General features: G+C 66.2%; 12 protein-coding genes. 5 read left to right on the top strand and 7 right to left on the bottom strand.

The genetic code is table 11. The features are described 5' to 3' along the window. The first annotated feature begins 4 nt into the window (after positions 1 to 4). Complete coding sequence (locus AAHB16_RS11295; RefSeq protein WP_342050892.1) at positions 5 to 1,324, top strand: sensor histidine kinase; 1,320 nt, start codon at positions 5 to 7, stop codon at positions 1,322 to 1,324. A 19-nt stretch (positions 1,325 to 1,343) separates the two neighbouring features. On the opposite strand, the gene AAHB16_RS11290 is transcribed toward AAHB16_RS11295, so the two are convergent. Genes AAHB16_RS11290 through AAHB16_RS11280 form a run of 3 tightly spaced genes read right to left on the bottom strand, consistent with a single transcriptional unit; the run spans position 1,344 to position 3,421 of the window. Continuing rightward, positions 1,344 to 1,910 carry an NYN domain-containing protein gene (locus tag AAHB16_RS11290; RefSeq protein WP_342050891.1) on the bottom strand — a complete coding sequence of 189 codons (567 nt, stop codon included), beginning with the start codon at positions 1,908 to 1,910 and terminating at the stop codon, positions 1,344 to 1,346. Between the two features lie 47 nt (positions 1,911 to 1,957). Then, positions 1,958 to 2,494 (bottom strand): dihydrofolate reductase family protein, encoded by a 537-nt coding sequence (locus AAHB16_RS11285; protein WP_342050890.1) that lies wholly within the window; start codon positions 2,492 to 2,494, stop codon positions 1,958 to 1,960. Positions 2,495 to 2,497: 3 nt separating this feature from the next. Continuing rightward, positions 2,498 to 3,421, bottom strand: a complete 924-nt coding sequence (locus AAHB16_RS11280) for a LysR family transcriptional regulator (RefSeq protein WP_342050889.1) — start codon at positions 3,419 to 3,421, stop codon at positions 2,498 to 2,500. Positions 3,422 to 3,546: 125 nt separating this feature from the next. Here AAHB16_RS11280 and AAHB16_RS11275 point away from each other — a divergent pair, with 125 nt between their 5' ends. Further along, positions 3,547 to 4,320, top strand: coding sequence for an SDR family oxidoreductase (locus tag AAHB16_RS11275; RefSeq protein ID WP_342050888.1), 774 nt, complete (start codon positions 3,547 to 3,549; stop codon positions 4,318 to 4,320). A 35-nt stretch (positions 4,321 to 4,355) separates the two neighbouring features. Here AAHB16_RS11275 and AAHB16_RS11270 read toward each other — a convergent pair whose 3' ends face one another. Beyond that, positions 4,356 to 4,910 carry a hypothetical protein gene (locus AAHB16_RS11270; protein ID WP_342050887.1) on the bottom strand — a complete coding sequence of 185 codons (555 nt, stop codon included), beginning with the start codon at positions 4,908 to 4,910 and terminating at the stop codon, positions 4,356 to 4,358. A gap of 198 nt (positions 4,911 to 5,108) precedes the next feature. Between AAHB16_RS11270 and AAHB16_RS11265 the strand changes: the two genes are divergently transcribed. Then, positions 5,109 to 5,771, top strand: coding sequence for a GntR family transcriptional regulator (locus tag AAHB16_RS11265; protein ID WP_150374220.1), 663 nt, complete (start codon positions 5,109 to 5,111; stop codon positions 5,769 to 5,771). Positions 5,772 to 5,799: 28 nt separating this feature from the next. Here AAHB16_RS11265 and AAHB16_RS11260 read toward each other — a convergent pair whose 3' ends face one another. From AAHB16_RS11260 to AAHB16_RS11250, 3 genes are read right to left on the bottom strand one after another with little or no spacing between them, the layout of a single operon-like run. Continuing rightward, positions 5,800 to 5,928 (bottom strand): hypothetical protein, encoded by a 129-nt coding sequence (locus AAHB16_RS11260; protein ID WP_342050886.1) that lies wholly within the window; start codon positions 5,926 to 5,928, stop codon positions 5,800 to 5,802. A gap of 24 nt (positions 5,929 to 5,952) precedes the next feature. Then, a complete protein-coding gene (locus AAHB16_RS11255; protein ID WP_150374219.1) occupies positions 5,953 to 7,407 on the bottom strand; it encodes a short-chain fatty acid transporter in 1,455 nt (484 codons plus the stop codon). 49 nt (positions 7,408 to 7,456) lie between these two features. Further along, positions 7,457 to 10,816 (bottom strand): molybdopterin-dependent oxidoreductase, encoded by a 3,360-nt coding sequence (locus AAHB16_RS11250; protein WP_342050885.1) that lies wholly within the window; start codon positions 10,814 to 10,816, stop codon positions 7,457 to 7,459. 215 nt (positions 10,817 to 11,031) lie between these two features. Between AAHB16_RS11250 and AAHB16_RS11240 the strand changes: the two genes are divergently transcribed. After that, entirely contained in the window at positions 11,032 to 12,588 is a 1,557-nt protein-coding gene (locus AAHB16_RS11240; protein WP_446718083.1) for a rubredoxin, read from the top strand. A gap of 126 nt (positions 12,589 to 12,714) precedes the next feature. After that, positions 12,715 to 13,701 carry a Bug family tripartite tricarboxylate transporter substrate binding protein gene (locus AAHB16_RS11235; protein WP_411859863.1) on the top strand — a complete coding sequence of 329 codons (987 nt, stop codon included), beginning with the start codon at positions 12,715 to 12,717 and terminating at the stop codon, positions 13,699 to 13,701. Positions 13,702 to 13,757: the final 56 nt, after the last annotated feature.

Here is a 13,757-nt window from a genome sequence, read left to right as displayed (position 1 = left end):
GGATATGGAAGCAACGCGGAAGCAGGCAGGCGGCGAATCCAGTGCACGACGGCTGGTAAAAAATACATGGCGCGCCCTGTTCGAGCGGGCCTCGCGTACCACGCTGCTCGACGAGGAAAGCGTCGTGCGTCTGCGCCGGATCCAGATGGTCGGCGCGCTCGGCGTCATCGGGCATCCGCTCTACTACATCATCTGGTCCTACGTCTTCCCGCAGCCTTACGAGAACCTGTGGCTGCGGCTCGTCTGCACGATCCTGTTCGCTCCGCTGCTGTTCGCCTCCGCGCTGTCGCACAAGCGCTGGCTGCCGATGTATGCGCTGTTCGCGATTACCGTGGGCATGCCGTTCGCGTTTATTTTTCTCTATCTGGAGAATCACGGTTCGCTGGTGTGGGCGGAATCCGTCATCATCGCCATCGTGGTGCTCTACCACTTCAGTTCCGGCTTTGCGACCGTTGCGTTGCTCTCCGGCGCGGCCGCCGCGTTTGCGCTGTTTGTGCTGGCCGGCCACTCGCTTGCGGGCATTCCATGGCAGTCGCTGCTGTTGCAGTTGCCGATCATTGCCTTCGTCATTGCCGTGCTCATCGTCATCAAGCTCGATCGTCAACTGCTCGTGGAGCAAAAACGGCGTGGCATGGCGGTGGCACTCGCGACGGTCGCGCACGAACTGCGTACGCCGCTGACGAGCCTGGCGATGACCGCGGTCGGCCTCAGGGACCGCTTGCCGATGGCGCTCGACGCGCAGTCGCCCTATCGCGATGCGCTGCTGCAGGCCGTTGCCAGGCTGCAGACGGACGTGGCGTATGTCAACGGCAGCATCGAACTGCTGGTGGCGAATTCGAAGGATCCCAAGTCGGCCCGGCAGGAAGCGTTCGAACTCGCCGATTCGATTCGCGCGAGCCTCGGCCGCTTTCCGTTCGAGCCCGCCTACGAGGGCATCGTGACGGTCGAGTCGTGCGAGCCCGTGCATGTCATGGGCAATGCGCAGTTGTTCGAACTGGTCATCACCAACCTCACGAAGAACGCGCTGGAGGCCATCAAGCGGGCGGGCAAGGGGCGCATCCACATCCGCTGCGACGCGCGGGACGATGGCATCTATGTGCTGTTTCGCGATACGGCCACGGGCGTGTCGCCGCACGTGCTTGCGCGCATGTTCCAGCCGTTCTTCTCGTACCCGGCCCACCGGGGCACCGGTATCGGACTGGCGTTCTGCAAGGACGTGCTCCGTAGCTGGGGCGCATCGATTACGTGCCGGTCCGTCGAGCACGAATTCACGGAATTCGAGATTCAGTTTCCCGCGCTGAAGCCGGGGAATCCGGTGACATGATCGGCGATTCGGTTGCTATTCATTCAGGCGCGAGGCTGGAAGCAACCGGAAGATCGGGATCGACCACGCTGTCGTAGTAGTGGAACGCGTGGCATGCGCTGGCCCAGTACCGGTTCGTGTTCTTGCGGTGACCGATGCCGATCAGCGTGCGGCCCGCGGCCTTGATTTTTTGCGACACGGGCATGAAGTCGCTATCGCCGCCGATGACGATCACAGTACCGATATGGCTGAAACGGCCCATATCCTCCGCGGCGTCGAGGCATAGCTTGATATCGGCCCCGTTCTTGGCGGACGGGCCCGGCGGGAACAGCTGGATAAGCTCCACCGCCCCCTGCAGCAGGGCATCGCGGTACCGGCCGAAGAACTGCCAGTTGCAGTAGGCCCGGTTGATGGCAATGGTGCCGAAGGATGCGCAGAGCTCCACCAGCGCCTGTACATCGATCAACGGCTCCTGCGCCTTGAAGCGGTTGTCCTGCTTCGCATAGGCGCCCTCGCCATATTTCGCTTCGACGAGTCCGGCATGCAGATTCTCGAAATCCCAGTAAATCGCCACGGACCGGCCCGCCGCACTGCCCTCGTCGTTCAAGTTCTTCTCCTGTATCGGTGCATCTCGGTATCCATCCGATGGATTGTCTACCGCATGACGCGATACGTCGACTGGACGAGTCCCGACGGAAAATGCCGGATCGAGGCAAGCGTGAGACTCACGTCATGCGCGAGGCTGCCGAACAACGGCCGGCCAGCGCCGATCAGGACGGGCACGGTGGTGACGACGAGGTCCGCGATCAATCCTTCGCGCAGGAAGGACTGGACCACCTGACCGCCATCGACGTACACGCGACGCACGCCCTCCGCATCCAGCTGCGCCATCGCGACTGCGGGCGCGCTATCGGAGAACCGCACCTTTCCCTGAAGCGCCTCCGGCACGGGCGTACCCGCGAGTTTGCGCGACAGCACGAGCACCGGCCTGTCGTAGGCCCATTCCCCCATGGTCAGCACCTTTTCATAGGTGCCCCGCCCCATGACGATCATGTCCTTGTCGGCGATAAAGTCCGGGTAACCATGATCCTCGGCCGGATCGTCCCGCTCCAGCAGCCAGCCGATGTCCCCATCGGGGCGCGCGATAAAGCCGTCGAGGCTCGTGGCGATAAAGACGTGTCCTGTGGTCATTTCCTATTCCGTTGCGTGATGCCTTGTCGTGTCGAGCTGCGCTTTCAGCAGCGCATCGAGCCAGTCGGCGAATACCTGGACCCGGCGCGACAGGTGGCGGCGATGGGGATACAGCATGGTCATCGGCATGGGGGCGGGCCGGAAGTCTGGCATGACTTCCATCAGCGTGCCGGCCTGCAGATGCTGCTGCACGTCGTAGGCGGGAATCTGGATCAGGCCGAGACCCGCGAGGCAGCACGCGATATATGCCTCGGCGCTGTCGACGGTCACCCGGCCCTGCATGGCCACGGTGTTCGTGGACTGGCCATCGTGCCATTCCCAGGGCGCGAGGCGCCCCGACGAGGGCGAGGCGTACTGGACGACATGGTGGTCCGCCAGGTCGCCGGGCTCGCGGGGCGTGCCGTACCGGGCCAGATACGCCGGGCTCGCGACATTGATCAGCGGAAGGTCGCCGGCCGGCCGCGCGACCATCCCGGAGTCGTGCAGCTTGCCGACACGCAATACGCAATCGACGCGCTCTTCGATCAGGTCGATCGCGCGATCGGTCATGCCGAGGGCGATGTCGATTCTCGGATAGGCGGCGAGGAATTCCGGCAATGCGGGGGCCACGATCAGCCGGCCGATGCGGCCCGGCACGTTGACGCGCAGCGCGCCGCCCGGGCCGATGGACGTCGGCCGGAACAGGTTCTCGGTTTCCTCGACGTCGGCAATCAGGCGCAGACACCGCTCGTAGAGGACGGCACCATCCTGGGAGGGCGATACCCTGCGCGTAGTCCGATGCAGCAGTTGCGTGCCCATCCGCCCCTCCAGTTCCTGAATCGCGGCCGATACCGACGAGCGCGGCATGCCAAGCGTATCCGCCGCGCGGGTGAAGTTCGCACATTCGACGACGCGCGCGAACACGCGAAACAGGTCGATTCGGTCCATGCTCGATTGGTCGTATTTTCTGACCAGTGAAGTCAGAAACAGATGATTTATTTGAATTTTCTGGAATATATCATCGTCCGGAACGAGCAGCCGCAAGGGGGCGGCCTCGACTTTGGGGGAAAGACATGGCGGACCACGGCATCCAGGGCAAGACGGCGATCATCGCGGGCGGCGCAAAGAACCTCGGCGGCCTGATCGCGCGCGATCTCGCCGCGCAGGGCGCGAAAGCGATCGCGATCCACTACAACAGCGCGAGCTCGAAGGCCGCCGCGGACGAGACGTGCGCCGCGATCGAAGCATCGGGTGCCAGGGCGGTGGCGTTCCAGGGCGACCTGACCTCGGCCGGTGCCATCGAGAAACTCTTTGCGGATGCGACCGCGGCCATCGGCCGGCCGGACATAGCCATCAATACCGTGGGCAAGGTCCTGAAAAAGCCGTTCGTCGAGATCACGGAAGCGGAATACGACGATATGACCGCCGTAAATGCGAAGTCGGCGTTCTTCTTCCTCAGGGAGGCGGGCAGGCATGTGAACGACAACGGCAAGATCGTCACGCTCGTCACGTCATTGCTCGGGGCGTTCACGCCCTTCTATGCGGCCTACGCGGGCACGAAGGCACCGGTGGAACATTTCACACGCGCGGCAGCGAAGGAATTCGGCGCACGCGGCATCTCGGTGACGGCCGTCGGACCGGGCCCGATGGACACGTCGTTCTTCTACCCCGCCGAGGGCGAGGACGCCGTGGCCTACCACAAGACCGCCGCCGCGCTCTCGCCGTTCTCGAAGACCGGGCTGACCGATATCGAGGACGTCGTGCCCTTTATCCGCCATCTGGTCAGCGACGGCTGGTGGATCACGGGGCAGACGATTCTGATTAACGGCGGGTACACAACCAAGTAAGACGACCGGATAAGCGCGACCGGGCCCCGCGCGCCTCACAGACCGCCGCGTGGCCCGCGCCGCATCGCGCGGCGCACGATGGTCTGGCGCGCGTTGGCCACCGCGCGGACCTTGTCGTTGGCGGCACGTAGCCGCTCGATGACTGCCGCCCGGCGTTGGGCGATTTCTTCGGGGGATTCGAGCGTGTCGTAGCTGGTGTCCGCCGCGCCGGCGGGCACGGCCCGCTCGAGTTCGAACAGCGCGATGCTGATCTCGGTCACGGCGACATAGTCCCAGCGGGTGGGCACCGCGGCTTCCGAGAACCAGATTTCGCCTTCGCCGGGCGCGATCAGCGCGACCACGTCGAAGCCGCGCACCTCGAACCGCAGCATCTCCGGCCGCGGATGCGAGAACGCGCGCTCGAGGTAGCGGCGAAAGGCCAGCGCGTCGATCCGATGCCGCGCGTCCGCCTGCGGGTCGTCGGGCGCGACGAATACATGCTCCTCGCGCGGCCGCGTGCCGAGCATGACTTCGCGGTAGGCAATCGGCGGCAACGGCAACGAGGGCGGCGGCGGCGGCGGCGGCGCGGCGGGTGGTTTCGCTTCAGGCATCGGCATCCGGCGGCAGCCGGTCTCCGGCATGAGAAGTCCCCATTATCGCGATCCGATGCCACGCCGTCGTGACCCATTTGTGGAGACCGTCGCACCCGGGCAACGCCGAACAGCGAGATTTCGCACCAAAACGCGTCACGCACTACTGCACCAACTCGGGTACACTGCCATCGTTCGTGTTCACATCCAGTCGAGACAATGGAGTCCATGCAAGAGCTTCGGGCCACGAACCTGCGCGAGCAGGTGGTGGAACGTGTGCGGTCGGAGATCGTATCGGGGCGCACGCCCGCAGGCACGGTCTACTCGGTGCCGGGCCTCGCCAATGACCTTGGCGTATCGACCACGCCCGTCCGTGAAGCGCTACTCGAACTGAGCCGGAACGGATTGCTGGTCCCCATGCGCAATCGCGGCTTCCGCGTCGAGGCACTGTCGCTCGAGGCCCTCGACAATCTGTTCACGATGCGCGAACTGCTCGAGCGGTTCGCGCTCGAATCGCTCGCGCGGCAGGGCCTCAAGGATCCGAAACCCGTGCGCGAACTCGCCGATGCCGTGGGCCGCGCCGTCGAACGCGGCGATGTGGCCGCCTATATCGCCACCGACCGCGCGTTCCACGAAGCGCTGGTGTCGCAGGTCGGCAACCCGCTGCTCACCCGCCTGATCATGCAGCTGCGCGACGATATGCGCCTCTACGGCATCGACTCCGAAGAAGGCAAGCAGCGCCAGCGCGATTCCGTGCAGGAACACTATCAGATGGTGGACCTGGCGATTCGCCAGGACGTGGCGGCCATCGGTGAACTGATCAGCCGCCATATCCTCGCGTGGAAACCGCTGTTCCGCTCCGCCCTCGCCCAGCAGGCCTGAGCCAGATCCTGAGCCGAACCCTGCGCCGTCAGCCCATCGGCCCGCGCGCGATCGACATGCCGCGCAGGGCCGCGCGTTCGGGCGTGCCCCACGCGTAGCCGAGCGCGGGTTCATTGACGGGCAGGCCGGCGGAGAAACAAGCGTTCATGGTGGTCATGATGGAAAGGTCGGCAATGCCGCATCAATGCGCGGGCATCACGGGCGGGTGGTAGCTGAAGGTCGCCATCAGCAGCGCCGCCACGGCGATCACGATCGGCGTATGGATCAGGAACTGCACGGCCGTGTAGCCGACCAGGTCCTTCGACTTGAGCTTCAGAATGCCAAGCAGCGGCAGCATCCAGAACGGATTGATGAAGTTGGGCAGCGTCTCCGCGATGTTGTAGACCATCACGGTCCAGCCGAGGTGCGCGTGCAGATCGTTCGCGGCCGTCATGATGTACGGCGCCTCGATGACCCATTTGCCGCCGGCCGAGGGAATAAAGAAGCCGAGCACCGCCGAATAGATCCCGACCAGCACCGAGAAAATGCCCGAGTCATGGGCCAGGCTCACGAACCAGTGCGCGATCTCGTCGGACAGCGTCACGCCCTGCGCATTGCCGACCTTGGTCAGCATGTAGCCGATGCCGCCATAGAACGGAAACTGCAGCAGCACGCCCCCGACGCTCGGCATCGCGCGCACGAAGCTTTCCAGGAAACTGCGCGGACGCCAGTGCAGCAGCAGGCCCAGCAGCAGGAACACGAAGTTGTACGTGTTGAGCTGCGACATCGTGATGAGCGGATTGCCGCTGCGAAATGCATTCCACAGCCAGCCCGCGGCAAGCAGCACGACGACGATCGTCAGCAGCGGGCTGAATTCGAGGTAGTCGCCGGGGCGCTTGCGCTGGGCCGGCGCCATCTGGTCGTCCTCGAGCTCCACGCCAAGGTCCTCCGCCGTGCGCGTGGCGCCGCGGCTGGGCGCCGTCATATGGCAGATGACCGCCGACACCACGGTCACGAGCACGATCACCAGCAGGTTCTGCCAGGTGAGGATGGTCTCGCCAAACCCGATGACACCGGTAATGGGCAGCAGCGACGCCGGAATGCTCGCGGGCGTGGCCTGCAGCTGCGCGGCCGACGAGCTCATGCCCAGCGTGAAGCCGCACCCCATGCCCAGATACGCAGCCGCGCCCGCGGCGCGATAGTCGAGCATCAGGGACCGGCGGCGCGCCATCTCCCGCACGAGCAGTCCCGAGAAGATCAGGCTGAGGCCCCAGTTGACGAGCGATAGCCCGATGCTGAGCACCCCCACGAACACGATGGCACCGCGCGAGGTCTTCGGGATCTGCGCGAGCCGCCGCAGCAGCGCGGCGACCGGCGGCGACATGGCCAGCACGTAGCCCGTGACGGCGACCATCGCCATCTGCATCGTAAAGGGGATGATGCTCCAGAACCCGTCGCCGAACGCCTTGCTGGCGGCCATCGGATTGCCGCTGTGCAACGCGGCGCCAAGGCCGACCACGGCACAGGCGACGACCACGAACACATAGGCGTCCGGGAACCACTTCTCGGCCCAGGCGACGATGGCCTGCGAGAAGCGCTCCATGGAGGTAGTGGGTGGCGCCAGGTCTGCGGCGGGCCGGGATTGCGGTTGGGACATGGTTTGCCTCGTTGCGATAAGCGTGGTGGGGGGATCTCGGGCGCCGTGGCTAACGGCGCAGTGTGACGGGGGTAAGCGGTACGGCCATGCAGGTCAGGCAGCGATCGGGCGGCCCATCCCATGGCGACATATGGGCGACCTTGCCTTCGACGACCGTCATGACGCAGCTCTCGCACTGGCCCACGCGGCAGCCGCTGGGCAGCCGGATGCCAGCCTGCTCGGCGGCATCGAGCACGGTGCCGCGCGCGGGCGTCCATTCGAACGTGGCATCGGCGTCGAGAATGCGCACCGGCTGCGGCGCGAGCGTGCGCGGTATCTGCACGTCGGCGGAGAACGTTTCCTCGAAGATGTCGAAATCGGGCAGGCCCCTGCCCTGCAGTGCCGCCCGCACGCTGGTCAGGAAGCCCGGCGCGCCGCACAGATAGGCCAGCGGCCGGCGCGCGACCAGTGCCGCGTCGAGCATCGAAAAATCCGGCGCGACCGAGCCATGCACGCATGTCAGTTGCACGTTGCCAAGGCGATCGGCGAGCGCATGCAGGACATCGGCAAACGGATGCGCCACGCCGGGGCGCGCCAGGTGGACAACCACGACCGGCGGCGTGGCGTGTCCCTGCGCGCGGCGTTGCGCGAGCGCTTCCAGATGGCCGACGAACGGCGTGATGCCGATACCGCCCGCCACCAGCACGATCGGCCGCCGGGTCTGCGTGGGAATCGTGAACACGCCCGACGGCGTGGAAAGCTGCACGATTGCCCCCGTCTCCAGCGCATGGAGCCGCGACGACATGCGTCCGGGCGGATGATCGTCCGAGCGGGCCAGCCGCACGGCAATGGACAACGCGCGCGGTGCCACGTTGGGGCCGATCAGCGAGTACGCGCGGCGCGTGTCGGTGTCCGCCATCGATACGACCACATGCTGTCCCGGCAGGAAGTCCGGCAACGGCCCCCCGTCCTCGGGCGCGAAGTCGAAGCGCTCGACATCCTCGGCGATGCGCGCCTTGGCCACGAGCCGGAACGCGCGCGCGCCGGGCCATGCCCCGCGATTGGCGGCCACATCGGCCTCGATGCGGCACATCGTCGCGCGCAACGGTACAGAGCCGCTGACAGGATCGCGCTCGTCGTCGCCGAGAATCGCGTTGATGTTCGACGTTGCGCTCCCATGCGCGGCCGTATCCGTATGCCCGAGCGGCTCGCATCCCTGCCACCAGCCGAACTCGGCCACGGCCACGTGATCGTGCAGCGCCGCATCCACGCGCGCCTTGAGCCGCACCGCGCCCAGCCGCGTGACCACGCGCACCCAGTCTCCGTTGTGCACGCCGATCGTCGCCGCGAACCCCTTGCCGATCTGCACCTGCGGGGCCGGTGCCTTGCGGCGCAGCGTGGCCACATGCCGGTGCGACGAATGCACGTACCAGCCGCTCTTCGCGGTGGTCAGCACGGTCGGGTAGGCGGTGCGAGCGGCCGGATGCTGGGCAGGCTCGACGAACGTCGGCAACGGTGGCTGGCCGATCTCCTGCAATGCTTCCGCATAGAGCTCCACGCGGCGCGTGCGCGTGGCAAAGCCCGTCACACCGCCATCGGCGCGCGTGGCGGCATATTTCTCGCGCGACGCAGGTTGCGGAAAACGCAGACCTTCCGGGTGGCGCCGCAGATCGTCCACGGTGATGCCCAGCGGCGCCAGCTGATGGTTCCAGCCGGCCTCGATGCTGCCGCCGAACATCGCATCCCGCATGCCCATACGCATGGCCAGCGCCATCACGATCTCGTAATCGGCCCGCGCCTCGCCCGGCGGCGGCACCATGCGCGGGCGCAGCTGCACGTGCTCGACGGCCGCCTGCGTGATCTCGAACCCGCACTTGAGCGCCTCGCGCTCCCACGGCAGGTTGGCCGGCAGCACGAGGTCCGCCTGCTCCGCCGTCGGGTTCATGAACATATCGACGTGCACGTGATAGTCGAGCGCGTCCAGCATGCGCCGGTTGCGCGCGGCATCGGCCTGCGTGACCACGAGGTTGGTACCGAAGCTCACGAGCGTGCGCACCCGATAGGGATCGCCGTCCAGCACCGCACGCGCGAGATCGCGCGCGGTAATCCAGCCAAGCCGCGGGGGGCCCAGTGGCAGCTCGTCGAGGCCCAGCGCCCTGGCGCGCTGTTCGGGCGGCAGCAGTTCCGCATAGTCGTTGACGGTGCGATACGGCGGCGGACTGGTCCACAGGTTGCCGCCTTCGCGATCGCATGCACCGGTCAGCGCGTAGAGCGTGGCGATCGCGCGTTCGGTCTGCGTGGCGTTGGTGTGCTGTCCCACGCCGGTCCACGCGTGATAGGCAAGGCGCGGCGCGTGCATGAACAGCGCGTTGAACTGTTCGACCTGCTCGCGCGTCATCCATGTCAGGCGTGCCACATGTTCGGGCGTATAGGCCTCCACGTGCCGGGCAAGCGCATGGAGCACCGTGGCATAGCGGCGCGTGTGGCCGTGCCGGTCGAGGCATTCGCCTTCCGCCCGCAGTACGACGCCATCGGGATCGTTGCGCGAGGCGGGGTCGAACGGACGCGGGGTACCGTCATGCGCGCGCACGACAAAGTGCCCGCCCTCGCCCTGCTCGTCCCACAACTCGTCCGCGCGCAGCAGTCGATCCGTATCGAGATCGACGAGCAGCGGCGCGTTGGTCCATGTCCGCACGAACGCTTCGTCGAAGCTTTGCGTGGCAATCAGATGCCGGATCGCGCCGAGCGCCAGCGCCGCGTCGGCACCGGGCCGCACGGGGAGCCACAGATCGGCCTGCTGGCCGGAGCCGTCCTGCTTCGGGTCGATGACGACGATCTTCGCGCCCCGCTGCCGCGCGGCCGCGACGCGCGATGCCTGCGCCAGCCACGTGCGGGCCGGGTTGTGGCCCCAGAGCACGACCACGTCGGCATGGTCCAGGTCCGGTGCGCCGATGCCGCGGCCGAAGGTCAGCGCATGCGCGTAGTCCTTGTGCCAGCCGCAGACCTCCACCGCATACAGCAGGTTCGGGCTGCCATAGCATCGGATAAACCGTTCGACCCACTCGAAGCTATCGACCATCGGCGTGCCGCTCGGCGTCGTCACCGCAAAGGCCACGGACTCGGCGCCATGCCGTGCGCGCGCCGCGAGCAGACGTTCCGCCATCTCGTCGAGGGCCTCGTCCCACGAAATCGCCCGCCATTGCGGATCCGCGGCGCCGCGTGGCGTGGTCCGGCGCAGCGGCCGCGTCAGCCGCAAAGGGCTCGCCACGAGTTCGGGCGCGGCCCGTCCCTTGGCGCATAACGCGCCCCCGGTCGGATGTCCGGGCAACGGCAATACCCGGACCAGACGACCCTGCTCCTCATCGATCTCGTTCAGCGATCCACAGCGGGACCGGCACAGCGTGCAGTACCCGGCAACTTGTTTGGTCATCTTAGTAGCGCGTCACACATCATATTTCCGTATTGAGCGCATGGTAGCGGGTAGTACGCTAGGCTGCATCAGGGTTTACGCGAGATAAATGCCGACAAATGCGCGCCCTTCCGCGGTGCATACGGTCGCCCTTGCCTAGGGTGCAGCCACATCCTATAACGTGTCACGCGCTACTGATTTCGGTGCGCACCCTACGAATGTGGAGTCAGAAAGACATGGATATCCAACGTTGGAAGCGGCTCGTCTGCCTGGGCTGCGGCTTTATGTACGACGAGGCGGAGGGGTTGCCCGAGCACGGACTGCAGGCCGGCACCCGCTGGGAGGATGTGCCCGACGACTGGGTCTGCCCCGACTGCGGCACGCCGAAGGCGCGGTTTGAAATGGTCGAGCTGCCGTACGCGCATGAACCGGTGCCGGCCACCGCGGAGAAAGCAGCACCCGTTCCCACCCGACCGCCCGAGAACTTCGTGCTGCGCGACAGCGAGCGCGGGTTCCACCAATACCTGTCGACGGGCGAGACCTCGTCGTACGTGGCCGGGCATCCGAACGCCGTCATCAGCCGGCATTCGAGTTTCAACTTCGCCGACTACCAGTCGGGTCGCCGCGGGTTCGGACCGATGCGCATGTTCGGCGAGGAAACCTTCAGCGGCATGGGTTGCGGCTACAACATGCATCCGCACCACGACTTCGTGATCTGCGCGTTCGTGCTCGAAGGCGAGCTCACGCACATCAACACGGTCGGCAACGTCGATCAGCTCCATGCGGGCGACTACTACGTATTCTCGGCCGGAGCGGGCGGCAAGCATGCGGAGCTGAACATCAGGAGCGAGGACATGCGGATCGTCTACATCTGGTTCCTGCCGGGCCAGTTGCTGCTGCCGCCGTCCTACCACCGCGCGCGGTATGCCGCGGAGACCTCGCGCAACCGCCTTGTCACGCTCGTTGGCGATACACCGGGCGCACTGCCGATTCCGCAGGACGGCCCGCGTTTCGCGGCTGAGCGCCGACGGTCCCATGCTGCAGCGCTACCAGCCGTCCTCCCCCCGTCATGGCGTGTACCTCTTCGTCATCGAGGGGTCCGCCGAATGCGCGGACGTCGCGCTCACGCGCCGCGACAGCATGGCCCTGTTCGGCGGCGAAGCGTTTGCGTTCCGCACCGGCCCCGGCCATACCGACATTCTTGTCGTCGAAACCACCTATTGAAGGATACCGTCATGCCGATCATGCACGTCACCCATGTGGAGGGCGCGCTGCGCCCCGCCCAGAAAGCCGCCCTCGCGAAGGCCCTCAACGAAGTCCTGCTCGTGATGGAAGGCAATGCCCGCACGCGCGGCGGCCGTGCCTTTGCGTGGGTCCTGTTCCACGAGGTCCACGAGCAGGACTGGTGGATCGATGGCCGTACCGACGACAGCCTTGTCGCGCCCCCTGGCAAGTTCCTCGTCCACGTGACGATTCCCGAGGGCTATATGAATGCGGCGCACAAGACCGAGGTGCATGCCGCGGTCAACGGCGCGATCCTCGGCGTGCTGGGCGGTGAAGATCACCCCGATGCCGGGTCCAGCGTCCTCGTCGTCATCGACGAGGTGACCGAAGGCAACTGGGGCGCGCGCGGGCGGACCATCAGCCTGGCGAGCATTTCGGAGGCCGTGGGCCTGCCGAAGGACGGCGAGCGGTATGCGTGGGTGCGTGCGTATTTCGCGGCCAAGGCCCGGCAATATGCGGCGGCCGGGTATCCGGCCGATTGCGGCGGCCTGCTGCCGGAGGCCGCCTGATCCGCCTTCGTTTATCGCATCCTCGAAGGTGACCTTCCACAAATGAAAATTGCCTGCATGGCAGGCGTGTCGCACAGTCTCCTCTGCCTCAACAAGAACGGCAGATGCCGAAAAACAGGAGGAGACATGTTGCGATCGATACTGAGACCCGTGCTGCGATGCATGCTCGGCGCCGCGATGGTGGCGCTGCTGCATGGCGCGGCGCTGGCCGATACCTATCCGTCCCGCCCCGTGCGGCTGCTCGTCGGCTATGCGCCAGGCGGGCCCGTGGACACCGCGGCGCGGATCTACGCCGACTATCTGGGACGCGTGCTCAAGCAGCCCGTGATCGTCGATAACCGGCCCGGCGCCAGCGGCGCCATCGCGGCCGGGATGACCGCAAATGCGAAGGCGGACGGATATACGCTCTATTTCGTTGCGAGCCCGACGATGACGATGACGCCGCTCGTGCAGAAATCCGTCACATTCAAGCCCGCACAGGACTTCACCTATGTCGGTCTCATTACCGATTACACGAACGTCCTGCTGATCAACAAGGACTTTCCCGCGAAGAACGTGGACGAGCTCGTGGCCTACGCGCGCAAGCATCCGGGCGAGGTCAGCTATGGCTCGGCCGGGGTCGGCGCGTCCAATCATCTGTCGGCCGAGTTGCTGGCCCAGATGACGGGCGTGAAGATGCTGCACGTGCCTTACAAGGGCAACGCTCCGGCCATGGCGGACGTGATGAGCGGCAAGGTCACCTTTATGTTCGACATCACGGGCACGGCGGTCGGCCACGTCAACGGCGGCAAGGTCCGCGCGCTCGCCGTGACCTCGAAGGAGCGCAATGCCGCGCTGCCGACCGTGCCGACGATGGTCGAGTCCGGCCTCAAGCAATACGACCTCACGGGCTGGTATGCGCTGATCGGCCCGCTGGGCATGCCCGCCGACGTCACCGACCGGCTGGTCAAGGCACAGCAGGCAGTCGGTCAGGAGCCCACGTTCCGGGAGCGCATGTCGGGCGTGGGGTACGACCTCAATGTCTCGGGACCGGCCGCGCTGCAGGAGCGCATCCGCAAGGAACTGGCGCTGTGGGGGGGCGTGGTGAAGACCGCGCATATCGAAGTGGAATAGCCGACTCGGTTCGGCGCCCGAGAAGTACCTCTTTCCGGAAGACGAATTGCCCTGCG

It is taken from the genome of Cupriavidus sp. OTU4054 (assembly GCF_038440175.1).
Lineage (GTDB): Bacteria > Pseudomonadota > Gammaproteobacteria > Burkholderiales > Burkholderiaceae > Cupriavidus > Cupriavidus pauculus_D.
The sequence above is the reverse complement of the archived record's forward strand: the minus strand, read 5'-3'. Positions and strand labels throughout refer to the sequence as shown.

Bases quoted from the DNA above. Each gene is read 5' to 3' on its own strand.
- AAHB16_RS11295 (WP_342050892.1), top strand. From the start codon at position 5: ATGGAAGCAACGCGGAAGCAGGCAGGCGGCGAATCCAGTGCACGACGG.
- AAHB16_RS11285 (WP_342050890.1), bottom strand. From the start codon at position 2,494: ATGACCACAGGACACGTCTTTATCGCCACGAGCCTCGACGGCTTTATC.
- AAHB16_RS11280 (WP_342050889.1), bottom strand. From the start codon at position 3,421: ATGGACCGAATCGACCTGTTTCGCGTGTTCGCGCGCGTCGTCGAATGT.
- AAHB16_RS11275 (WP_342050888.1), top strand. From the start codon at position 3,547: ATGGCGGACCACGGCATCCAGGGCAAGACGGCGATCATCGCGGGCGGC.
- AAHB16_RS11270 (WP_342050887.1), bottom strand. From the start codon at position 4,910: ATGCCTGAAGCGAAACCACCCGCCGCGCCGCCGCCGCCGCCGCCGCCC.
- AAHB16_RS11265 (WP_150374220.1), top strand. From the start codon at position 5,109: ATGGAGTCCATGCAAGAGCTTCGGGCCACGAACCTGCGCGAGCAGGTG.
- AAHB16_RS11260 (WP_342050886.1), bottom strand. From the start codon at position 5,928: ATGACCACCATGAACGCTTGTTTCTCCGCCGGCCTGCCCGTCAATGAA.
- AAHB16_RS11255 (WP_150374219.1), bottom strand. From the start codon at position 7,407: ATGTCCCAACCGCAATCCCGGCCCGCCGCAGACCTGGCGCCACCCACT.
- AAHB16_RS11250 (WP_342050885.1), bottom strand. From the start codon at position 10,816: ATGACCAAACAAGTTGCCGGGTACTGCACGCTGTGCCGGTCCCGCTGT.
- AAHB16_RS11240 (WP_446718083.1), top strand. From the start codon at position 11,032: ATGGATATCCAACGTTGGAAGCGGCTCGTCTGCCTGGGCTGCGGCTTT.
- AAHB16_RS11235 (WP_411859863.1), top strand. From the start codon at position 12,715: ATGTTGCGATCGATACTGAGACCCGTGCTGCGATGCATGCTCGGCGCC.